Source organism: Sporosarcina limicola, from assembly GCF_014873855.1.
Taxonomy (GTDB): Bacteria; Bacillota; Bacilli; order Bacillales_A; family Planococcaceae; genus Sporosarcina; species Sporosarcina limicola.
This window is the reverse complement of sequence record NZ_JADBEL010000029.1, coordinates 1-23,228: the sequence shown is the minus strand read 5'-3', so window position 1 is coordinate 23,228 and position 23,228 is coordinate 1. Positions and strand designations below refer to the sequence as shown.

Here is a 23,228-nt window from a genome sequence, read left to right as displayed (position 1 = left end):
TACTACAGCGAGTAATTGATTATATAGACGAGCATATTAAAGATGAGATTAATCCCGTGGAATTAGCCAAAATGGTTGGGTATTCTCCTTATCATTTTTATAGAATATTTGATAAACAGATTGGTTATACCGTGATGGACTATGTCTTAAAAAGAAAGCTGCAATACGCATTGTATGAACTAGTACGGGGAGAAAAAATTATTCAAATTGCTTTGGATTATGGATTTGAAACTCACTCAGGATTTACTAAAGCTTTCAAGAAATGTTTCGGAAGCCCTCCAAGCTTATATAGGCTTCATTGTCCAACCTCATTACCTCAAAAGCCTGACTTATTAAATCTCCAGAAAAAAAAGGTAGGTGGCATCGTTATGCAACCCAAAATTATTCAGAAACAACCTTTTACTATTGCAGGTAAAACATTTGAAAGTGCTATTGAAAAGATCTTATATACAAGAGATGCCCCTGCCTTTTGGGATCAAAGAATTTCAGCAGACGAATCCATCGAAAGAACGCTATACGGACTATTAGCTCCTAAAGAACATGGTGAATATTGTATTAATCTCAGTAACGCGCAAATAAACGACTACTTTACCTATCTATTCGCAGTGAACTATGATCAAAACACTCCGATACCTGATGGACTGATCAAATTTCGAGTTCCAGCCGCAACTTATGCAGTTTTCAAGACCCCGTCCGTTAAAACGGAACAGTTTGTTTCCGCAATCAAAGGGACTTGGCAATATATTTTGGAAAATTGGTTACCCCATTCTCTTTATGAAGTCGATGAAAAGGGCTATGATTTTGAATACTATGATGAACATTGCCATGACTGGGAGTATGAAAAGATAGTTATGGAAATCTACCTGCCAATTAAGAATAAATCTAGAGGGTGAATAATCACCCTCTAGATTTATTTAAAATAGTTTTATATAGAAATAGTACCGGCGCTACTAATAGTGCACTCACAATAATCGCAGTTTTTATCGCAAAGTTCGATGCTATAATTCCTATAACTGGGCCACCGCCAATTTGACCAATCGCATCTACTTGACCCTTTACCGAGAAGAAAGTGGCACGCGTAGAGGAATCAGGAATGATTTTATTCAACCAAATATCCTCTAATGGATACATTACCTGTCTCGTCACTTGGATCATTACATAAAAGACCAGCAAAGCAATTACATACGTTGACAACGCGAATCCAATTAATCCTATGATAATACATACACTTCCTATAAAAAGAGCCACATAAATAGGTCTAAGATTCTGGTAGATAGAACTGCGATTCATAAAGTGAAGTGCTGTAAAAGAAACTAGCACGACTACAAATTGAATGCCACCCATTACCACCACGAGCTCTTCATCAGTCAAGGCTGATAGATTGGATACCACCAAAAAATGAGACATCCATAACCGATCAAAACCTTCGCTATAAAATCCAACAAACAAAGCAATTAGGAATAGCATTCTCATTATGAAACTGGCTTTAGAATAAAAAATAATTTTCCCCATATTTCCCTTCATGTTTACCCATATAGATATTTTCCCTACCTTATCCAATGGTTTGAAATTCTCTTCTTTCATAAAGAAAACCAAATATGCGGCTAATCCAATCATACATACTCCACCAATAATGATGGGTAGATTAATCATAAAATAACCGGTCAAAATACTTAAAGGGATTGCAATGACTTGCCCAAGATTACCCGCCTTTGCACCTTTAATAAATGCCGATGAAGCACGCTCTTCACCTATTTCATCAGCAATCCAAGCCTGTCGAGAACCGCTAGTAAACGTATAGCCAATTCCCCATATGATCTGTGCCAATAAAACAGTTACAAAGTAAGGGAATAACCCCTCAACTAAAAAACCAATTCCTATTAAAAAGTAACCTATTATAATAGAAAGCTTGCGGCTCTTCACATCCGAAACTACCCCCGTTGGAATTTCAAAAAGGAAAACGGATAGCTCCAAAACGGTCCCAACTAAAACAAGTTGAAGCGGCTCAAGCATGACAATTTTCACATGATACAACAAATTCACCGTAAATATAAATGTAAAGAATAGTTGTGATAAGAAACAGGTATAAATATAAACTCGATATGGATCTTGTGACTTTAATCTGTTCATTTTCTCTCCCCCTTAGCTTGATTATAGGGAGGACGATAACTAATTTCTTGTCCTAATTTGCTATTATTAGAACAATTGAAGAAGATTCGTGCAAAGTCATATGTTATAGTGAAAGAACAACTGAATAACGTGTAGAAATAGGTGCTTTTTTCTTTGGAATAAAGCTTAAAAGGGAAGTTCGGTGCAAAACCGACGCTGTCCCGCAACTGTAAATGGGAGCGATTTTTTCGGAACCACTGCCAGCACTCACATTAGCTGATGGGAAGGGAAAAGAAAGCAATGATCATGAGCCAGGAGACCTGCCTTTTTCAGTACACACCAAAAACCTACGCGGATAGGAGGTGTTAAGTGCGGCTATGTTCGAACAACGATTTTTAAATGCCGCCGTACGAAAAAACGTAAACGGAAAAGGTCACACTCCTCTTATTTCACTATGCGTGCCATTGTGTCACTCTCCCGCTTACGAACCATTCGTCACGGCAACAATCGACCATACAAATTTACGCATGTTAGCATCCTCTTTTATTTGACAAAGAAGATGCTTTTTATTTTGCACTAGAAGGGGATTTTACACATGAAACTTGGATCGAAGGAATACTATGTAAACGCATTTAAAGATGGACTGATGATAAACTATGTAGCGCCAAAATCACAATCGCTCGAGTCAATTTACATCTACCACGAGGAACAGATTAGAGAAATCCCCCATTTGAAAGACGAAGAAAAATGTAGCTATTCACGAAATCTACAAAAGGCGTACGACCAGACAGTGGACGAAATCGTCGGTCACTCTGAAGAGTAACACCGTAAAAAATGCATAGAAAAAGACGAGAGATTCAATTCTCCCGTCTTTTCCTAATTTTACATACTTAAAGTTCCTGATAATCCTTCTGATACTTGCCGCCATCTTTTACTGCTGAATGATACAAAGCTTTCAGCGCAAAATTCTTTTCCAAGTCATGATCCTTCATGATTTGTTTTAGCTCTTTCGTCAAATTGGAATCTTCCCTCACCAGTTGCTCCATTTTTTTTATTGAATATTGCATAATCCATTAGCCTCCTCGTACACGATTTATCCTTATAGTATAGCATTAATCATCCATTTCACTTCACTATAACCAACCAATGTTATAATAAAAATATGTGCACGAGACGAAGAGAGGTTACGGAATGTATAAAACAATCGGTATACTCGCCCATGTAGACGCGGGAAAAACGACTTTTTCTGAACAGCTACTGTACCATACAAAAAGTATTCGCCAAAGAGGACGCGTGGATCATAAAGATGCCTTCTTGGATAGTCATGAGATAGAGAAACAGAGAGGTATTACTGTTTTTGCCGATCAGGCAGTGATCTCCTACAACGACTCCACCTATACAATCATCGATACACCTGGCCACGTCGATTTTTCCCCGGAAATGGAACGAGCAATCCAGGTAATGGATTATGCTATCGTCATTATCAGTGCTGTCGACGGTGTGGAAGGCCATACGGAAACAGTGTGGCAGCTACTGCAAAAACATCAAGTCCCCACATTTTTCTTCATCAATAAAACCGATCGTGAAGCGACGAATGTAGATAACATTTTAAGCGACATCCGCGCCAATCTGTCGGAAGATGTATGTAATCTCACGACCGCTTTCAACGAAGGAGTTATGCACGAAGAGTTAATCGAATTCATCGCTGAGCGCGACGAAACTCTTCTAGAACACTATATGGAATCAGGATATAACGAAGAATTATGGCTACAAACATTCAAAACACTCATCCGTGACAATAAAATATACCCTTGTGCGTGTGGCTCAGCATTGAAAGATGTCGGTGTCATTGAATTCTTCGAGAAGCTGGACCAACTAACGGAAACAACCTACGTCGATGAAGGCGATTTCGCTGCGCGCGTATACAAAATTCGCCATGATGACAACGGCAATCGAGTCACCTTCTTGAAGTCATTGAGCGGAACGTTAAGCGTCCGAGACGAAGTGACCTATGGCGAAATCACGGAGAAAATTACACAAATTCGAATGTACAACGGTAGTAAATTTACTACTGTCAATCAAGCCCATGCTGGTCAACTTTTCGCGGTGACTGGTCTAACTAATGCGATGATAGGTGACGGCATCGGCGCGCTCAAAGAAAAAGCAACCTTTGAGATGATTCCGACCCTGAAATCCAAGGTCATTTTTGATTCATCTATCCATGTGAAAGAAATTTTGCGATGCTTCAACCTTTTGGACGAAGAAGATCCTTCCTTACGCGTTTTTTGGGATGAACATTTTCAGGAAATCCACGTTCATGTCATGGGAATCATCCAACTCGAAGTCTTGGAGCAAATTGTTAAAGAACGTTTTTTATTCAACATCTCTTTCGGCAAGCCCAAAATTCTTTACAAAGAAACAATCGCAACAACCGTGAACGGCTACGGCCATTTCGAACCGCTGAAACATTATGCAGAAGTCCATTTAAAAATCGAGCCTACTGAAAGAAATAGTGGCATCTCGTTTGAAAATATTTGTCATGCAAATGACCTATCTATTGGCCATCAAAATCTGATTCGTCATCATTTATTCGAACGGAATCACCACGGTCTGCTAACGAGTTCAAGCCTCACTGATGTCAAAATCACATTACTTACGGGAAGAGGCCATAATGAACACACTTCAGGCGGTGATTTTAGAGAAGCAACGTACCGAGCTTTACGACAAGGATTAGAAAAAGCGGAAAATAACCTACTTGAGCCTTATTACGACTTTAAGCTAAAAATCGAATTAGACCATATCGGGCGTGTACTTTCCGATATTCAGCAAGCACATGGCAGCTTCGAACCACCCGAAACAATCGGCGACAAAACAATCATCAAAGGACGGGTACCCGTCGCCACTTTCATGAACTACAGTACAACCTTTGCATCCTTAACAAACGGCAAAGGTATCTTGACTCTGAAATTTGGTGGCTACGATCGATGTCATAATCCCGAACAAGTCATTGAAAAAACCGGGTACAACAAAGAGGCCGATCCGCAGTACACATCCACTTCTATTTTTTGCGCCAAAGGAAAAGGATACCCTGTCCCTTGGCATCAAGCGGAAGACGCCATGCATTGTCTTTAGAATACAACGAAAAATAACGCTCTAAATTGAACGTGGTTAAAATCTATCTATATATGTTGAACTATTGAAAGTGACCTGCCAATCCAGCGAAGGCGCCTTCCAAGGGTTAGTGGGGGGCCCAGACTGGCGGCGAAGTTGCTTGGCTTATGGCGGGAGGCATACCCTAGCGGCGAAGCGTTATTTAGTGGAATCATTTAGTCAATCTTTATATATTCAATTAAAATTATAACCGATAAATCAAAAAACGCTCATTGTCATCTTGTTCATACAGCTCTAGTATCCTCACTTCTTTCAAACGAACAAAAGGGGTACTCGTTTCAAGAAATTCACTATAATCGTCCGTCGGGTAATAAAGAATTACATCCACAGATCGCTTTTGCATCTCGACTGACAACAAAATAGTATCGATCACCTTCATAAAAATCTGGATGGAAAAAGGATTAAAGAAGTAAAATCGATTATCCCCCGGCTCCACTTCATACTCCTCTGCCAAACCACATTCAAATCGAACTGATCCACCCGCACGCTTGGCCTTCTGCATATAACTCGCCTGATTTTCCAGTGCTTCCTGATACAGTTGCCCACTCATCTCAATCCCCGTCACCGATACATGGAAACGATTATGAATGTAAAACGATAGCCGCCCTTTGCCGCAGCCAAAATCTACGAAGACATCTGCCTTCTTCACCTCATAATCCTGAAAAAGCTCCTCCAATGCCGCATAAGGGGTCGCCTCATAGCGATTATAATGAGATGATTGATTCAGCCATTCACGTGCCCCAGCCGTTTTAATACGGAGTAATCGATCATGGTCTTTTTCGTTCATTAAATTACCTCGATTCATTTATTTTCCACCATCTCAACAAACCTTGTTGAAGCTGGTGATAGAGGTACACTTTTTAAAAAACAGACACCTACATTCCTCTTTGGTATTTCTTCAATTAATTGTACTTCATGTAATAACCCTTTAGTTAAATACTCTTTGGAAAACTCTTTAGTCACACATGCAATCCCTAAATTGATTTTAGCAAACTCCAATAATAAATCATGTGAGCCTAATTCAAACTCTGGAGAAATCTTTATACCTTTAGCTAGCATATAATCCTCTACATACTTTCTGGAATTTGATTTTGATTCAAGAAAGATGAGTGGGAGTTTTATTAATTCATGAAGACTTATTGGTCTAGCTAATATTTTCTTGAATTTTTCCCCGTAAACAAATATATCCTGGATATCAAAACAGGATCTCAACTCTAATGTAGAATCATCAATCGGAAGATTACAAATTGCAATATCCACCCCTCCTGATTTTAAAACCGCACAAAGTTCAAAGGTTGTCCCGTTCACAATCGTAAACTTGATGTTCGGATAGCTATTATGGAAAGCCTCTAAATAGGGCAGTAAAAAGTACCTAGAAATCGTATCCCCGACACCTATCCTTAATTCTCCAGCTGTTAAATTCTTAAATTCTAAAATCTTTTCTTCCCCAACATGAATTAAATTAATTGCCGAATTGGCATACTCAAATAGAAGACTGCCTTCATTTGTTAAAGACACTCCTTTAGGGGATCGATTAAAAAGACGTGTGTCTAATTCTTTTTCTAATTGCATAATCGCCTGACTAACAGCTGGTTGTGTCATGAAAAGATCTTTTGCTGCCTTTGAAAAGCTTTCACTTTTTCCTACCTTGCAAAATATTTTATATAAATCTAATTTGCCAACCATATAAACGCCCCTTATACCTATCATTCGATATATTGATTTTACTTATACCATTAAAGTGGTGTATATTACAAGTAGACAGATACAATTTAGATGTACTAAGGAGCGATACAATTGGAAAAAGAAAGAGTCGTTGGAACAGTTGTTAGAGGTCTTCGTTGCCCAATAATAAATCGTGGGGACAATATTGAGGAAATCGTTGTAGATAGCGTGTTAAAAGCTTCGGAAGTTGAAGGCTTTACCATTGGCGATAAAGATATCGTCTCTATAACAGAATCCATCGTTGCACGCGCTCAAAATAATTATGCGACAATCGAGCATATTGCTAAAGACGTTCATTCAAAATTCGGAGACGAAACTGTCGGCGTCATATTCCCTATCTTAAGCCGTAATCGTTTTGCAATCTGTCTTCGTGGTATTGCAAAAGGCGTTAAAAGAATCGTTTTAATGCTAAGCTATCCATCTGATGAAGTCGGTAATCACTTAGTTGATTTAGATATGCTCGATGAAAAGGGCGTTAATCCTTGGACAGATGTTTTAACAGAAAAACAATTCCGCGAACATTTTGGCTATAACAAACATACCTTTACTGGTGTTGATTATATTGATTACTATAAATCATTAATTGAAGAATACGGTGTTGAATGTGAAGTAATCTTCTCAAATAACCCAAGAACAATTCTAGATTACACAAAAAATGTTTTGACTTGTGATATCCACACAAGATTTAGAACGAAAAAGATATTAAAAGCAAATGGTGGAGATAAAGTTTATAGTCTCGATAATATAGTATCCGCTTCTATTGATGGTAGTGGTTATAACGAAGATTATGGTCTGTTGGGGTCAAACAAATCAACAGAAGATGATGTTAAACTCTTCCCACGTAATTGCCAACCTACAGTTGATAAAATACAGCATATGCTCAAAGAAAAGACTGGAAAAGATGTTGAAGTCATGATTTATGGAGATGGTGCATTCAAAGACCCTGTAGGTAAGATATGGGAACTTGCTGATCCAGTTGTATCCCCTGCTTACACAGCAGGACTCAATGGTACTCCGAATGAAATAAAATTAAAATATCTTGCCGATAACAACTTTGCCGATTTAAGGGGCGACGAACTTAAAAAAGCGATATCACATTTTATTGATAATAAAGAAGATGATCTTGTAGGTGCGATGGAAGCACAAGGGACAACACCTAGAAAACTTACTGACCTTATCGGTTCCCTATCCGATTTAACGTCAGGAAGCGGCGATAAAGGAACACCGATTGTCTTTATCCAAGGTTATTTTGATAACTTTACGAAATAATAGGATATGCAAAAAAGCAATGCTGGTTTTTACCGGCATTGCTTTTTTGCATATCGACAATTCGGTAATTTAATCTGCCGTCTTAACTTTGTTCCCTATTTTAAAAATCGTAAAAAGCATCAGACAAAGAACGATCACTAGCACGAACAAAGCTGGAACATAGTTTCCAAAAACATCTGCTGTTAACCCAATAAATGCAGGACCAAGCGCCCCTAACAAATAACCACCGAATTGCATCATGGCAGACCAAGATATTGTTTCTTCAATATTTTTTGCTTCTTGAATAGGGAGAAGTAGTGCCAGAGGAAATAAGCCGCCAGCCCCAATACCAAGAAAAACAGTCGCTACCCATGGAGAGAAATGGAGCAGTAGCATGACAACTCCTATTAATTCGAAAAGACTACAGACTAGCAACCACGTTTTTCTATTTCCCGTTTTGCTCACAAGTATAGGAATTAAGAAACTTACTGGAATTTGAATGACTGTAAACAGCGTCAAAATCATCCCTGATTGAGAATAGCTAAAACCTACTGATTGTACGATTGGAGCTAGCCAAGCTGTTATCGAATAAAAGATAGCCGCCATGCAACCAAAAAACAACATAAATAATGTAACCCGTTTATTTCTCACAAATAAGGATGAAATAGCTAGCGGACTTTTACTCTTTTCCGCATTTTTCAGAAACGGGAGAAGCAGTAAAATTGCTGGAACCGCCACTATACTCCAGAAACTTAACGAGTATTGCCAAGACTCATTGAACTTTTGGTACAAAGGTACAGAGAAGCTAGATGCAACCGCTGCCCCAATCACCATTGATACGGAATAAACCCCCATTAAACCCGGATTTTCTGGGAAGTATTTTTTTATAAAGCCAGTGATTAATGGTCCGGCAATACCAATTCCAATCCCTGAGAATAAAGCTGTCGCAAACAACAAGAAACTATTATGGACGAACATGCGAAGGAATGTAGCAACGAAGATTAACAGCATTGCTATAACCAAGGACCTTTCCATTCCTAATCGTTTATTTAGTTTAATAGCCAAGATTGCAAATAGACCCATAAAGAAAACAGGTAACGCAGTTATTAAACTAGCGGTCACTCCACTCATTCCTAAATCCTTTTGGATAATATCTAGTAAAGGACCTACAGAAGTAATCGAGGGTCTTAAATTTATTGAAACAAAAAACGTAATTAAAATAAGATACACAAAACGCATTTGAGACATCTCCTTCTATCATTGCATTTAGTATATATTCACGCTTATAATAGTTCAATACTATTTTTTCTATACAAACCATAGCTTCAGGCTATAATAAAGAAAGATGAAGAAGCTTAGTTCCGTCACTTTCTTAGGTGACGGACTAAGCTTTATTCAATGCTAATGGAATATTGAACCTCATTTATGGACGATAAACGATACCGAAGTTCCATGGCCCGGTTTACTTATAATTTGAAGTCCCTTTCCAAAATGCCGTTTTAATCGAAGATCTGTATTAAGCAGACCGACTCCCGATCCAGTGTTCGATCTTCTTCCCGGTACTCGTTGCAACAACCCTTCATCCATCCCAATGCCGTCATCCTCAACCGATATCTCTGCATAAGTCTCATAGTTTGAGATTCGGATAAGAATCTTTCCCCCACGAGAACGCTTCATAATACCATGTTTTATGGCGTTTTCAACTAGAGGTTGGATTGTAAGCAAAGGGATCTTTAATTGCTCACATTCATCTATTTCCCAATCAACTTGAAGCCTATCGCCAAATCGTTCATGTTCAATATACAGATATGAGCGCACAGTACTTAACTCATCTTCTATCGGAGCAAGCTCATCAACATTTTGAAACTTAAATTTATCCCTCAAAAAGTTACTGAATACTTCGAGCAGTTTACGCATCCGATTCAAATCGATTTCACTTAAAGCTACAATTGCATTCAATGTGTTGAATAAGAAATGAGGCTGAATTTGCGCCTGAAGCCAAGCCGCTTCCATTTGCAATCGCTCACGTACAGATTGTTTCACTTCGGTTAACGCTCGAACTCGTGACCTTATTTCCAACGCATCCACTGGCTTCGTCACATAATCATTTGCGCCCGATAGGAACCCATTTTCGATGTCCTCAGAACGACTTCTTGCAGTAAGAAGCAAAATCGGAAGTTCCGTGAGCGTGAATCGTTTACGAATCGTACGTGACAACTCATACCCGGACATTTGAGGCATCATGACATCGGAAATAACCAAATCCCATTCCCTGGACCCCAATACATCCAGCGCTTTTTTACCGCTCGTTACCGTCATAATATCATAGCGTTCTAATGAAAGAATCGTTTCGAGTACTTTCAAGTTAACGGGGTCATCGTCTACGACTAATATTCTCGGTCGATCGGCAAATATCTGCGGCTGCTGTCCACCAATTGAATCGATTGGTGCCGAAGAAGTGTCCAATGTCGATTCCACAACAAGCGATGCAGCAATTTCGGTCTCTGTTTCTACTAGGCAATCGGTTGAGTCAGATAACTGTAAGCTGAAGCTGAATTTCGAACCTTGATTGGGAACAGAACTGACCTGCAACGTTCCTCCGTGCAATTCTACCAGTTGTTTACTAACGCTAAGCCCAATCCCAAATCCTCCCTCAATCATTGTCTTGACGGGGTTTCCTTGCTCATAAGGCTCAAACACGCGCCCCATCATTTCCCTATCCATGCCAATACCTGTATCCGAAATCACAATGTGTGCCCTTCCGTCCTTCACATATCCTTGAATTGAAACTTCACCTTCGTTTGTGTATTTCACCGCATTGTGAAGCAAATTAAATACAATTTGTATAACCCGATTTTCATCGGCAAACACTTGCGGGAAATTTTTAGGAATATGATTCACTAGCCGTACCGACTTTCCCTCCGTCATAAAATGGAGCATATCAAATACGCCCGTTGTAATCGTCTGGATGGAAAAACTACGAAACTGCAACCGGAGGGCACTCTCCTGCAGGCTCATCGCATCAAGCAGATCGTTTAACATAAGTGACATTCGGCGTCCCACAGACAGAACTGTCCCCAAATCCCTGATGCTTCTTTCATTTAGCGTATGTTGCTCTCTTTCCAGAACGGCATGTGAAATGTTGAGTATGCCGTGAAGCGGGTTTCGCAGTTCATGAGATGTATTGGCGAGAAATTCATCTTTCTTCTTGTCTGCTCTTTGAAGCTTTGCTGCGAGTTTCTTAGTTTCAAAATGAACCTGAAAATAGCGTCTGAACCAGACAGATGCAAAACAAGCCGTCGATACAATTAAATCAAACGGATAGTATACGATTTTTATTCCCGTTGTAAGGAAAAAGCCCCACCAAACAAAGCTGCTTGCAAACGCAACAAGGGAAAGAATCAATAAAATATTATCCTTGATATCCTTCATGGACGTACGAAGCAGGGACACTATAGTTATTAGCATAGAAGTCACAATGAGCATAATATACAAGGGCTGGAGCATTACAATATACTTAGCTGACAGGAACAACGACAATAATGCAGTGACTCCACAAAGAGCGACGTACCCCGGAACCACTTTGCGCCAATATGCGGGCAACTGGGGCACTATACATTGAAAAAGAGCGTATGCAATACCAATCATTGAAAGATGGACTAACTTAAAGCTCCATTCATAGTCAATCGAGAACCAATAATGCAAGAATTTCTCTTCGCCCCCGAGAAGATTAGTAAACATTGCGCTTACTGTTAGCAGAGAAAAGTAAAGCAATCTCCTCTCCCGGGTTCCCACCAGGAACAAAATAAGCGCATAGACGGCATGCATCAGAAATACGACAGCAACCATTTGCTGCATGGCCACGGATAGTTGTGTCTCCCGAACAATTGCATCCTCCATCCCGAACTTAATCGACCGAACGATACCGCTGTCACGAGGATCCTTAAAATTTGCCGCCTGAACAACAACCTCGATTACATTGCTACCGTTCGTTGTGAAGGTGGATGAGTAGGGGACATTCTGTGCAACATACTCTCTTTCATTCTCCCCTGGCTCTCCCGACTTGGCCAGCAACCGGCCATTTACATACAACGCCGACGAGCTCCGAACGCTTGGAATACGAATGCTGTAGTTTAAATCGTTTTCTGGATTAACAAGAATTCGTAAACGATACGAACCATAACCATACGGAGTGGTATCTTCTGGCTGTAAGGAAGCACTCCAATCTCCTGGAACTTGAATGAATTGAGGATTGTCTCCCAGTGGTTCCTTTTGATTTTCATCACCCACTAGCCATACATGATGATAAAATTCCCACTGGCCATCCAGGTTAATTGTACGACCTTTCGTGGCATCCCAGTCCCGTAAATCCATTTCCCCATCCACAGCGTAAGGTTGATCCGTATTATGAAACGACACGATCCAGAGTATACGCGAGCCTGTAAGGATTATTAAAAACAGACTTACTATAAAAAAAACATTCCATTTCCCAATACCTTTTGAACTGTTCGACAATTTGACCTAACCCCTTAGTTTAACCTTCATAATAGAGGAAATTACAGTCTCTCAAATCTTTACTCTATTTGATATCTTATACTTTCGATTTAACCTAGTTCATTCTAATATCCGCAATCATTACTTCCAACAATGCTTCTTGATAACCAGCTTTTCCTGTTTGCATGATTCGCATAGCCAAGTCCAACAACGAAGGATGCTTTATTCCTTCTAGTTTATTTAGACGTTCTTCAAGTTCCACACAGGGCTTCGATAATTCATAAGATTCTATGTCCATTCTCCATAATTTCACGTTTCGCGGATGCCTTTGTAATAGTCTTACTGCCATCGAAAGACCTTCAGGATCGAAATCGCCCGCATAATGAAGAATGTATCCGGACTCCACAAGTAAATCGATAAGACGCAACCCCGCTAGTTTGAACTGACCATGCGTACATATAAGTGGTATGTCCGGCACTTCATCAAGAAGAGCTGAAAACACTCCAGAATTTTCCACCACATAAATATTTTCACTATCATGTGATGATAGTACTTGTTCAATTTTCAACAGTTCTCGAAGGGGTATATTGACGACACTTCTCGTAGTCGTTGCAGCTTGCCATACAGGATGAAAACATCCGTCTTTCTTTCCGAGCAAATTAGCAAAGGACACAAAGTTCGTAATATCGTCCCGCAATAGCCTAACAGTTAGTAATAAATCGTTAATCGCTTCTACATTTGTTGGAGGTGGTCCACCACCATTCTGTTTAAAATGTAAAAGATGAATCCATAGCTTTCCAGTAACAGTAGACAAGTCAAACGTATGTGGATTTCCGCTTATCCGCTGACTGAAGAAAGGAAGACGCTCATAATCCACCGGAAGTTCATTTAAAGCTTTGGCTAAATAGTTGACCGATAGTAAAAACTCAGCTTCAAAAATCATTTTTATTATCCAGCCAGAATCACGGCTTCTTCCATGTAAATATAAAAAGTAAGAGGCCATAGACGAATATTCCTCAGACAATTTTTCTAACTGTGAATCTTCCTTTACTATCCATGCTTCTTTCATGGATTTCTTCGATTCAACCTTCTCGTCGAAATAAGCCTCCAATAACATATGGAGGCCAATTTCTTCAAACTTTGTTTGCTGTAAGCTACATTCAAAATCATTTAGTGATAACACATTTTTATTTAATAATGCGTTAACTGTTGTCCCAAAAAATAGAGCAATCGGTTCAAGTTCTATTTCTTCAAAAGTATCCAGCTTGATAGTGCCACCAATACGCCCAAGCGATTCGAACTTTTTCCTAAACTCTAAAAAAAGTTGATTATAGACTTTTTTTCCCTTAAAGTACTGGACAGCGTCATCTAATAAGTCATTCATTCCGATCACCTCGTCACAATACTCTGCTTCTCCCCATCCGGTACTTCAATTAACGTTTGACCGTCCCACTTATAACGAATTACCGTTACGAAGTCAGCATTTTTCGGTCGAATAAGCTCGCAGATTGCTAGCGATTTGATTGTTTCGTAATCGCCCCACAACACTTGGGAATTCATAATGTAGTCAAAGTCAAGATGTTCCACAATCTCAAACATTTCCTTAATGTTATTTTCATCAACTCCGGCAAAGGCTTCGTCGAGTGAAATGATATACGGTGCCGAAGCGTCCGCCTCCTGATAACGTGAATAACAAGCTGTAAATAACGGTATATACATCGCCATTGCTTTTTCCCCACCGCTAAATGTAAAGAACTTGTGATTCGTCAGCTCACGTCTTGGTTCATTTGTTCGCTCATAGTAAAGAACAAACGAAAACCACTTCCTGTAATCCAGAACGCCTTTTAGCACTTGAAGAAGTGTCTGTCCATCCCCTTTTTCCTCAATCCATGACTTAGCAGATTGGATTTTCGAACGAAAATGACTCGTTATACGTTCAAGATCTTCATCTTTCAATAAATTGGCATCTTGCTTTAACATCATCACAAGATCTTTTGTATCCATTTCTTGTTCAGAATCTGCTGTTTTCGGGCGCCATTTAATTGAAAACTTCAAACCAGACGAAGAGTCTCTGCTCTCCATCAACTTCCTCATTTTATCCGTCCATTGTTCCGCACGCCTAATACGGCTACGCAGCTTGTTACCAACAGAGTTGAACAGAATTTCTTCGTACAGCTCTTTGTCTTGTTCGTTTAATCTATTTTCTTGAATGAATTGTTCCTGTGACACCTCTCGAAATAATACATAGGGATTCACCTGAACACCTCTTTTATCAAATTCGATAATCCGACGAGTCGTCTTTTGTTTCCATTGGTCAATGATTGACTGCCATTCAACCGATTGTACATCTTGCATCCATGGTTCAACTGGGATTTCTGCTCCACTCTCTCTCATGCGGTGTTCTGTCAAATCGGTTGAAACTTCGAAAAAGTCTTTTGTAAGTTTCGATTCTATGTGACTTTTATCCTTCGAGGCATCTAAAGACAAGCCTGCCTCAATGCGCGAAATGTCCAATACATCCATTTCTTCAATTTCAATGAAACCTTTTTTCAATTCCAACCCGACAGCTTTTGTCCAACTACTTTGCATGTTCTCCCAAAACATTAGCTGTTCAATGGATAACCCCATTGCAGCCTCCAAAGATTTCCTACGCTCATTTCGCGCCGGAAGCGTCTTGTTCTTATCTGCTAGACTGCTCTCAACCTCGGATAGTTCTGCTTGTACTTTGCGAATTTGTTTGCGAATATCCTCTGCACCTTCTAAGGCTAATTCCTCATCCATTTGCTTAATACTTTTTTCGGCAATGTCAATTTTACCACTTAAAATGATTAGCTCGCCTTTCAATTCATCTATCTCAAACTGGACTTCCTTTAATAAATCTTGTGCACTATCCAAACTCCCTAATTTGTGGAGAAAACTCTGATGCATTCGATGAAAGTCATTCAAGCTATTTTCATAAACACGAGAATGCTTTAATGCCTCTTTATATGCAATTGATGTTTGTTCAAGTGTAAAAGAATGTGTTTTTTCATGAATTTCTATTCTCATTACTTGAAAATCCTCATCCAAACGAAGCCTTTCCTCAGATAGCTTTTCGATTCTTCCATTATGAAACTTGACCCCTTTACGCGCATCCAACATATAGTTATAACTCGATTGTAGGTCATCATCTAAAGGAAAGCGAAGCCACGCAGCGGTTGAATCATCAAGCTTACGGATAAGATCCGCCTTTTTCCCGTTGAAATGTCTAATAGTACTTTCAATGTCTACAAGTTCCATTTCCAATTGCTGAATAAGCGTTTCACGATAACGTTTGCGCGCTTCACGACCGACATATCGGACCTCATCGACCGGAACCGCATGACCGTCTACTATGCCGATTCGGTAAGACCCGTCAACGTCAAGTTGAATAAGTCCCTCTTCCTTCCCTATCAAAATACTTTGTAATATCTCTTCCACACGTTCTGCCTGAATGACCGTTTGTTCACTGTCCACTCTAATAAAGTCCGCAAGTGTATTTGCTAACAAGTTGGGTTGAGGTTTCAATATCCGGTCATGCTCAATTTGAACATTTCTATTCGTAACGAGCGCATCCAGTAATCCTGTTTCAATCAATGCACTTTCAATCCGTTTTTGCACTTCATCAGAAACATGAGGTTGGAACTCAATCACTTCATAAAAAGAGGCGAATATCTCCCCTTTTTCCGAAAGTTTTTTACGTGCTTCTATCGTGTCGGGATGTCGATCCGGTTCGGGATCTTTTTGAATTTTACGCATAGCGAGTTCTTTAAGTTTCTTTTGTTTCTTGTCTCCTTGTACTTCGATATCGTTTTCAATTTTCAGCTTAGACAGATGAAGTGCTTCGTCAAAAGAATGGACAATTGAATGGAAACCACTTTTCAATTCACCATATGAATGCGGTTCATACAATTCTTCAATCGTCCTTGCCAACTTTTGATATGCCGCATCATCTATTTCATACTGATTATTGGATACAGACCATTCATGGATTTCACTTATTTTCTTTTGCTTATCTTCGGTAAACGTGTTCAGCCAGCTTTTTTCGTCATCTCTGTATTTGTCGCGCTCAAACTCAGCATCACCAATATCTTTTTGCTTCTGTTGAATTTTCTCTTTCAACTGTTCGAACTCTTGTATTTTCATGGCGGCAAGCTCGAGTAGTTCATTATGAGCATTCACTTCTTGTTTCCACATATCAAAAGGGAATTGCTCCGTACGATACCGGTTAAAATCAAGAACATTTTGTTCGTGACCCCCAAAAGCACTTTGCTCACTTCCATAGGACATCTCTTCCAAATGCTCGGCCAATTCATTTGATTGCGAATCAATCGCGTTCTTCAATTCGCTTTTCTTCTGCATACTTTGACGCTCTTTTTTCAAATACCCTTCCAGTCGGTCATCTTTTCTAGCCTGTTCTCCTTTATATCGATCGCATTCCTTTTGTTCCTTTGCACGCTCATCCTCTAATGACCAAATCCGGTGAGTTTGGAGTCGTTTGCTTGTGGATTTCAACGACTCCTCACTATGCTCCAACCCCTGGATTTCTATCGTCAACTGTTCAATTTCCAGTTCAAGATTCTGGATTTCTTTCACTAGTCGCTGTTGCTCATCTTGTTCCTTTCTCACTTGGTTATTTGTTTTTTTCAGCTCATTCACTTGATCATATAATATGCGATGGTTGTATGCATCGTAGGATTTTAACAATTTCCTTAGTGCAACGACTTCCCTATCAAGCTGTTCAATTTGCTGTTTCGTTTGATCCATTTGCTCAATCGAATCTGACAAATACCGAAGATCTTCATCAGATAAAGGAGGCAAAGCTTCTTCCAATATTTCATAGATAACTGTCGGCTTATAGTCTTTTGACAACTTGGGGCTACGAAGTTGAATGAGCAGTTTAATGAGATCTTCATAGGCTTCTGTTGTCGAGAAGCCAAATACATGTTTATTGACGAGTTCCATATATTCCTGGTTGGTTTTGACGACCTCACCACCGTTGCCGATTGCATTTTCTAATTCCACTTGTGACCGAGGGATTTTGACTTTATCCCCTCCCTGACTTTCCTTTTTATATAAATCGAAATCATAGCCAATCCTTCTGTTATCCGTGATGACAAACCCCCACGATTTCAATGGACGATTACGTTTAGCCTGCATCCCGATACCCGTTGTTATGTACTGATTCGTATTTTCTTTTTTATATTCGATAAACAAATAGCCCGTGCGTTCTTCCCGATTCGTAATCTCTTTTTCCCCAAGTAAATAGTCTTCCATTCTACGGGATCTCGAACCGAAAGGATCTAATCGGTCCGGCGATTTTTTACCGTCCAATAAAATGGGCAAGAAGCTCTGCATCGTCACCGATTTTCCAGAGCCGTTACTTCCCCGAAGTAATAGTTTTCCGTTTTCAAAGTCAAATGTTTCTTCATCGTAATACCAAAAATTTAATAGACCTGCTCGATTCATTTTCCATTTATCATTCATAGATTCTTTTCACTTCTTTCTATTAAATAGTCTTTTGGATAATGTCCAATCATTCTACCTGCCCCAGATTTGATAATAATCATTCCGTTGTCCTCTTCTTCAATTTCCGCCAAGTCCCACTCGTACCAAAGTTCCAAAAGTTGTTTGGTCGTTTCCTCAACCGTTTCTTCACGGTGTTGTTTGCTCCAGCCGTGTCCATAAATTTCTTTTGTTTCTCGCACAATTTGATTGAGCGTTGAAGCGGGTAGACGAATTGTGCCAAGTTCTGTCGGTTCCCATTCTTCTTTACCGCGCAGATGGGCCATTGTATGGAGTGCTACATCACTAATTCCTCTTTGATCTGGTAATAACGTATAACGCCTTTTCTTTTCTGTTAACGTCAAAAGTGCCGCATTCTTAAACACTTCTAACCGAAACGGCGTGGTTGTTTCCAAGTCATCGCGTAACCGGTTACGGTAATTACGAATATAGGCAAAATCGGGATCTTCTTCACTTTCCCGATGGACAATCGGTGAAAAAAGTAACTTTCTATAAACCCGTTTACGCCGCCGATCGTCCGGATGACGCAACCACTCACGCTCAAGAATTTCTTCTAGCGTTTTAAACCGGAACAAGTCGTCTGGATACGATCTCATAAAATATCGTACATATACCGTAACTTCGTAAAGCACCTCTTCTTCCTCGTTCGACTGAAACGATTCAAGGTTTCCATCGATTGTCGCAATTAACTTCAACTTAACAATTTCTTTCAGCGCCCGTACTAGTGAACGACGGTGTTGGTAGTTTGTCCAATCAAGTGGAAGCTCCCCAGGGTATATTTCTTGGGCACTTTCCGTCAAATCGGATAGTAGAAATTGCTCGTCAACCGATCGTTGTTCCGTAAATGCTAAAATACAGCAAAAGATTGCATAATCCATCGGGTCCATAAATGCCTGAATGCCCATCCAACTTTTAGGGTCTACCGGTATTTTTTCGAGTTTGATGAAATGCTGGTGGATAATCAAATCAAATCCGAACTTATCACTAATATACCGCTTCAATATATGTTCCCGTTCTCTAATCTTTTTATAAACGTCCGGTTCATCAACACGTAAAACCCAAAACTGTTCAAATAAAATTCCCAGCGCCTCAACTGCCTGCTCATCAAAAGTTTCACCCCGCTCATTCAACCGTTTACACCATCCTTTATAAAAACGAAGCGTGCATTTGGCATTTCCAATACTCCATCATCACACTTCAGTTGAATGTTCTCATGCTTGGAAAGAATTACTTTTACTTTTGTTCCGAACTCCGTTTTGATTGTTCGATCTTCTCTAACCATTGCTTTTCCAATCCAGGTGAGGAGCAACTTCCTTACATATGGTTCAATGACCGGCAGCTCGTCTAGAACTATTTCTTTTTCTCTCATATAACTTTCAATCACCTTTTGTTCTTGTTTTCTTTCTTCTAATACACGACGTTTCATCGCTTCTTTTTTGCTGCTGTGATCCGCCATTTCTGTTGCTTTTGTCCTTTCTCGAAATGCCCTTATTTTGGGTAATGTTTCGTGGTTCATCGGGTTTTCATTCCATATATCCGTGTAAATATCATCCGTCGGTAGATTATCATCCACATGGAAATGGCGTGTATGAAAAACACCGAAAACGACAGCCGATAACTCATGAGCCTGTTCAATGGACTCCAATTGTTCAAACCAATTCGCTAGGTGCAAATAATCGTCTTTTCTGCTTCGAAACTGCTGACTTCGCTCTCCCAACCGCTGAACGATACGTGTAATCCGTCGTATTGCATCGTTCGTTTGCCGCTGCAAGGTTTCGTACTGGCTATTTTCACCACTAGTAAACCAATCTTTTAAACTCTCCCATTTAGCCACCAATTCCACATAAGGATCTGTCCCAATTTGTTCGAAGCGAAATGTTTTTTCTTCATGCTTTATAACTTTCTCAAAGAAAGCATTCATAGAATCTAACTTCATAGAATTAAGCAACTCTTGGATTCGTGAGGCAGTTCGTTGTAAAGAAATGATGAAATCCCGTAAGTACGTCGTAAATTGATCTTTATACAAAAGAAACGCTTCCGACCTCATTTGTTCATTTGCGTCTTCACTTCTAAGATAAGCAAAGTAATCGGACGTATTTTGTGTGATTTTCTTGAAATATGTCAACACATCATCCCAGTTCTGCGCACATGCCTCATCGTTATCGGCATCTGAATGTACTACTTTTTGTAACGATTGATATAGCCGTTCAAATTGCGTTTTTTCAAGAGAACCACCGAACGTATCTCCCATCTGCTCAAAATTGGTAAGCATACGTTCAAATTCGACAGTATATGGCGTGCACTGATAGCTAAATCTTTTTCTCTTATACTCTTCAATTGTTTTTACATTACCACTTTCCTGCTGCGCATGGAGATTTCCCCATCTAACAAGGGTACCAAGATCAACATGAAGTTCCTCTATTGTATATTCATGAAAGGAAACACTCTTCTTCAAATCTGTAAAAACCTCTTCAGGTAATAGAAACTCTCGCATTCGCTCGTGCTGAACATAAAAGAATCGTAGAATAGCACGATAAGCCCAACTCTTCTCTGTCGATAAATAAGACGCTTCTTGTACTTTTTTAAATTGCTCTTCCATTATGAACCCTCCTCTTCAGAATACTTGTACCATTAGCGTACTTTCATGACCTGCCTATCAAAAATCTTCGCCCTATTCATTGACATGTTTATATCACGGACAACCAAGACTGATTTGCGGTCCACTTGTATTGTATTTAATACACTAACATCACTTTTTATGCAATTTGTATTTGCTGGCCTTTGATCTTCCTTCCAATAATAGGATTCCTTGCGATACAGCTAGATGAGGTTTGCATATTTTTTATGTTCTTTTGTTTCATACATTTTAAATAATTGCATATAATAATACCAACACTTACAATGCATCTTCATTTCGTGTAATTCTATACGATTTAACCTAAGGACATTATTCAAAAATACAGTATTTCATTTTCACATTTCATTGCTTCAATTTGTTAGATAATGGTTTTAAAAGTGATATTTCTTTAAGTTTTACACTACTTGATGTATTATTAATCTAAATAGTAGGTACACTAAATGAAAAGAGGGTGTATATATGAACATCGAAAATATGTTAGATCAATTAAAGGATGTTTTACCTGCTGAAAATTTCAAGATTCAACCTGCCGCCGCACGCGAAGAATTGCTTCAATTAGAGGATGAGTATAAAATCAATACTTCAAGTTTTATTGAAAATAAGTCTTTATCTACAAACATGCCAGAAAATGTTCACGATAAGTGGATCAATACGCTTGATACATTCATTAACTTCAATGGGTCAATGGAAGATTTAAATCATCTTTCTTCATCCGAAAGCTCTTTAAATAATAAACCTTTTATCAATCAAATTTCAAAGGAAAGTTCTACAAAAGAATACGTTAAAAAGAAAAGCAAGGAGTCCGGTTGGCTTCCTTGCTTATTTATATATATGAATAACTTTGTTAATTTGCATTCCCTCTTCCGGATGAAACAGGAATCTGGTATTCGTACTTAATACATCAATAGCTAATCCAGCATTCATAACTAAGACTCGTTCTTTAGGTACTACAAGACCACTGTCAGTTGCAACTAATAATGCTTGTACGAGATTGGGAAGTCCTGGATTTACCATATTCAAAGTTTGCTCTATAATTTTATATGGATTAAAATTATCTCCTGGGATAACAATGCCTTCAAATGGTAATGCACTGGAGACTAATGGAATCTTATTTTCTTTCAATATACATCTGATTTTATTACCATCAGCTGCCCCCGGAACAAATTCACTCAATTCATCGTCCTCATCTAAAACATACATTTTTTCGTTAGCAGGAAATGTAATGGCAATTAACTCTATTTCAATTTCATTTCCCTCTAAATATGACTTCACTTCTAAAATAGACTTTTCATCTTTAATAAACATAATTAATTTATTGATTCCATTGTCGACACAGTATTTCACGTTTTCAATATAAACAGACTTTATTTCACTCATCATTTTTACCTCCCATTTTTAATTATCTCTACATATGGTTGATTAGTTTCTTGGTTAGTAGGAAAATCGCCTTTATCTTTTGCATAGCGATTAAAAATCTTCATAGCTATGGGACTACTCATTTTTGAAATATCTAAATTAGTATCATCCGGAAATACTAAATGATCTCCCCATTTTTGCTTATAAGCATTTATATGTACTGGCGCATATCTTTCTTTAAAAGGTTCGTAATCAAATCTTATAAAATGTTTATTAGGATTCTCTAAGTGGAATCCATGGTATGAATAGCTACGTAATTTTGTTATAGAGAGATCTTTAGCGTTAGCAAAAGCATCTTCATTTAACTTCATTTGAAACCCTAGATATTGTCCGAACTTTGCTTTTGATACATCCAAAGTATAAGCTATTTTATCCGATTCCTCAGATGAATGAATAACTAAATTTTCCCTCACTATCCCTAGCAACCCATACTCTTCAGCGACATCAAAGATACGTTGTATTCTTTCTATAATAACTTCATTCACATCAATCGATGATTGGGTCTCCATTTTCATCACCTACTCACCTTAAAGTATATATTAATCCTACTTATAAAGGAATAATATAGAGATTTATAAACCAATTCAAATTTAGAAACAGCATAAGTAATTGTAACCTCACCATACTTTGGAACAACGATAAGATAGCTTTGTCCCTGATAAAAAAGTTGAATTCTAAGAAACCTCTCTTTTATCTTTTCAAATGCTACTTTCCATTGCTAATTATATGGAACTATTTCGACAGTAGTCGTTATTTCTACCATTATGACACACTCCCTAACTTGATAACCCCCTCTGTTAGGATAGAAGTCGTAGATAGCTAACGTGATATGATTAAGTAAATTATACGGAGGCGACTCAAATGACAAGTAAAAATGGAGTAC

General features: G+C 38.9%; 17 protein-coding genes and 1 riboswitch. Of the genes, 5 read left to right on the top strand and 12 right to left on the bottom strand.

Annotation, left to right across the window (positions count from 1 at the left end):
- The first annotated feature begins 56 nt into the window (after positions 1 to 56).
- Entirely contained in the window at positions 57 to 893 is an 837-nt protein-coding gene (locus tag H4683_RS22235) for an AraC family transcriptional regulator (RefSeq protein WP_420826583.1), read from the top strand.
- A 4-nt stretch (positions 894 to 897) separates the two neighbouring features.
- Here the strand turns inward: H4683_RS22235 and H4683_RS17820 are convergent, their stop codons facing one another.
- Positions 898 to 2,130: an MFS transporter gene (locus H4683_RS17820; protein ID WP_192600185.1), complete on the bottom strand. Its 1,233-nt coding sequence runs from the start codon at positions 2,128 to 2,130 to the stop codon at positions 898 to 900.
- 122 nt (positions 2,131 to 2,252) lie between these two features.
- A riboswitch (cobalamin riboswitch) is annotated at positions 2,253 to 2,451 on the top strand.
- A 253-nt stretch (positions 2,452 to 2,704) separates the two neighbouring features.
- Between H4683_RS17820 and H4683_RS17815 the strand changes: the two genes are divergently transcribed.
- Positions 2,705 to 2,932 carry a hypothetical protein gene (locus tag H4683_RS17815; protein ID WP_192600184.1) on the top strand — a complete coding sequence of 76 codons (228 nt, stop codon included), beginning with the start codon at positions 2,705 to 2,707 and terminating at the stop codon, positions 2,930 to 2,932.
- Positions 2,933 to 2,999: 67 nt separating this feature from the next.
- On the opposite strand, the gene H4683_RS17810 is transcribed toward H4683_RS17815, so the two are convergent.
- A complete protein-coding gene (locus H4683_RS17810; RefSeq protein WP_192600183.1) occupies positions 3,000 to 3,176 on the bottom strand; it encodes a hypothetical protein in 177 nt (58 codons plus the stop codon).
- A gap of 124 nt (positions 3,177 to 3,300) precedes the next feature.
- On the opposite strand from H4683_RS17810, the gene H4683_RS17805 reads away from it, so the two are divergent.
- Entirely contained in the window at positions 3,301 to 5,241 is a 1,941-nt protein-coding gene (locus H4683_RS17805) for a GTP-binding protein (protein WP_192600182.1), read from the top strand.
- A gap of 223 nt (positions 5,242 to 5,464) precedes the next feature.
- Here the strand turns inward: H4683_RS17805 and H4683_RS17800 are convergent, their stop codons facing one another.
- Together H4683_RS17800 and H4683_RS17795 are read right to left on the bottom strand one after the other, a co-directional pair.
- Positions 5,465 to 6,067, bottom strand: coding sequence for a class I SAM-dependent methyltransferase (locus H4683_RS17800; protein WP_192600204.1), 603 nt, complete (start codon positions 6,065 to 6,067; stop codon positions 5,465 to 5,467).
- A gap of 14 nt (positions 6,068 to 6,081) precedes the next feature.
- On the bottom strand, positions 6,082 to 6,966 hold the full coding sequence (locus H4683_RS17795; RefSeq protein ID WP_192600181.1) for a LysR family transcriptional regulator: 885 nt from the start codon (positions 6,964 to 6,966) through the stop codon (positions 6,082 to 6,084).
- A 111-nt stretch (positions 6,967 to 7,077) separates the two neighbouring features.
- Here H4683_RS17795 and H4683_RS17790 point away from each other — a divergent pair, with 111 nt between their 5' ends.
- A complete protein-coding gene (locus tag H4683_RS17790; RefSeq protein WP_192600180.1) occupies positions 7,078 to 8,274 on the top strand; it encodes a coenzyme F420-0:L-glutamate ligase in 1,197 nt (398 codons plus the stop codon).
- Between the two features lie 69 nt (positions 8,275 to 8,343).
- Here the strand turns inward: H4683_RS17790 and H4683_RS17785 are convergent, their stop codons facing one another.
- The 6 genes from H4683_RS17785 to H4683_RS17760 all read right to left on the bottom strand — a co-directional run bounded on the left by H4683_RS17785 (position 8,344) and on the right by H4683_RS17760 (position 20,890).
- Positions 8,344 to 9,492, bottom strand: coding sequence for an MFS transporter (locus tag H4683_RS17785; protein ID WP_192600179.1), 1,149 nt, complete (start codon positions 9,490 to 9,492; stop codon positions 8,344 to 8,346).
- A 180-nt stretch (positions 9,493 to 9,672) separates the two neighbouring features.
- Positions 9,673 to 12,768 (bottom strand): hybrid sensor histidine kinase/response regulator, encoded by a 3,096-nt coding sequence (locus tag H4683_RS17780; protein ID WP_225942196.1) that lies wholly within the window; start codon positions 12,766 to 12,768, stop codon positions 9,673 to 9,675.
- Between the two features lie 94 nt (positions 12,769 to 12,862).
- A complete protein-coding gene (locus H4683_RS17775) occupies positions 12,863 to 14,131 on the bottom strand; it encodes a TIGR02679 family protein (RefSeq protein WP_192600178.1) in 1,269 nt (422 codons plus the stop codon).
- A 5-nt stretch (positions 14,132 to 14,136) separates the two neighbouring features.
- Positions 14,137 to 18,252: a TIGR02680 family protein gene (locus tag H4683_RS17770; protein WP_192600177.1), complete on the bottom strand. Its 4,116-nt coding sequence runs from the start codon at positions 18,250 to 18,252 to the stop codon at positions 14,137 to 14,139.
- A complete protein-coding gene (locus H4683_RS17765) occupies positions 18,249 to 19,421 on the bottom strand; it encodes a TIGR02678 family protein (RefSeq protein WP_192600176.1) in 1,173 nt (390 codons plus the stop codon). Before H4683_RS17765 ends, H4683_RS17770 begins: the two co-directional genes overlap by 4 nt.
- A complete protein-coding gene (locus H4683_RS17760) occupies positions 19,418 to 20,890 on the bottom strand; it encodes a TIGR02677 family protein (protein WP_192600175.1) in 1,473 nt (490 codons plus the stop codon). The genes H4683_RS17765 and H4683_RS17760 overlap by 4 nt, the downstream gene beginning before the upstream one ends.
- A gap of 498 nt (positions 20,891 to 21,388) precedes the next feature.
- Here H4683_RS17760 and H4683_RS17755 point away from each other — a divergent pair, with 498 nt between their 5' ends.
- Complete coding sequence (locus H4683_RS17755) at positions 21,389 to 21,826, top strand: hypothetical protein (RefSeq protein ID WP_192600174.1); 438 nt, start codon at positions 21,389 to 21,391, stop codon at positions 21,824 to 21,826.
- Here H4683_RS17755 and H4683_RS17750 read toward each other — a convergent pair.
- Together H4683_RS17750 and H4683_RS17745 are read right to left on the bottom strand one after the other, a co-directional pair.
- The gene (locus H4683_RS17750) at positions 21,749 to 22,306 is read right to left on the bottom strand and encodes a hypothetical protein (protein WP_192600173.1); all 558 of its coding nucleotides are present in this window, start codon (positions 22,304 to 22,306) and stop codon (positions 21,749 to 21,751) included. The two genes, H4683_RS17755 and H4683_RS17750, sit on opposite strands and share 78 nt — an antisense overlap.
- Positions 22,307 to 22,311: 5 nt before the next feature.
- On the bottom strand, positions 22,312 to 22,854 hold the full coding sequence (locus H4683_RS17745; RefSeq protein WP_192600172.1) for a hypothetical protein: 543 nt from the start codon (positions 22,852 to 22,854) through the stop codon (positions 22,312 to 22,314).
- Positions 22,855 to 23,228: the final 374 nt, after the last annotated feature.

What these genes read in the sequence shown, in the direction of transcription:
- H4683_RS17820 (WP_192600185.1), bottom strand. Translation starts at nt 2,130, where the DNA reads ATGAACAGATTAAAGTCACAAGATCCATATCGAGTTTATATTTATACC.
- H4683_RS17815 (WP_192600184.1), top strand. Translation starts at nt 2,705, where the DNA reads ATGAAACTTGGATCGAAGGAATACTATGTAAACGCATTTAAAGATGGA.
- H4683_RS17810 (WP_192600183.1), bottom strand. Translation starts at nt 3,176, where the DNA reads ATGCAATATTCAATAAAAAAAATGGAGCAACTGGTGAGGGAAGATTCC.
- H4683_RS17805 (WP_192600182.1), top strand. Translation starts at nt 3,301, where the DNA reads ATGTATAAAACAATCGGTATACTCGCCCATGTAGACGCGGGAAAAACG.
- H4683_RS17800 (WP_192600204.1), bottom strand. Translation starts at nt 6,067, where the DNA reads ATGAACGAAAAAGACCATGATCGATTACTCCGTATTAAAACGGCTGGG.
- H4683_RS17795 (WP_192600181.1), bottom strand. Translation starts at nt 6,966, where the DNA reads ATGGTTGGCAAATTAGATTTATATAAAATATTTTGCAAGGTAGGAAAA.
- H4683_RS17785 (WP_192600179.1), bottom strand. Translation starts at nt 9,492, where the DNA reads ATGCGTTTTGTGTATCTTATTTTAATTACGTTTTTTGTTTCAATAAAT.
- H4683_RS17775 (WP_192600178.1), bottom strand. Translation starts at nt 14,131, where the DNA reads ATGAATGACTTATTAGATGACGCTGTCCAGTACTTTAAGGGAAAAAAA.
- H4683_RS17770 (WP_192600177.1), bottom strand. Translation starts at nt 18,252, where the DNA reads ATGAATGATAAATGGAAAATGAATCGAGCAGGTCTATTAAATTTTTGG.
- H4683_RS17760 (WP_192600175.1), bottom strand. Translation starts at nt 20,890, where the DNA reads ATGGAAGAGCAATTTAAAAAAGTACAAGAAGCGTCTTATTTATCGACA.
- H4683_RS17755 (WP_192600174.1), top strand. Translation starts at nt 21,389, where the DNA reads ATGAACATCGAAAATATGTTAGATCAATTAAAGGATGTTTTACCTGCT.
- H4683_RS17750 (WP_192600173.1), bottom strand. Translation starts at nt 22,306, where the DNA reads ATGAGTGAAATAAAGTCTGTTTATATTGAAAACGTGAAATACTGTGTC.
- H4683_RS17745 (WP_192600172.1), bottom strand. Translation starts at nt 22,854, where the DNA reads ATGGAGACCCAATCATCGATTGATGTGAATGAAGTTATTATAGAAAGA.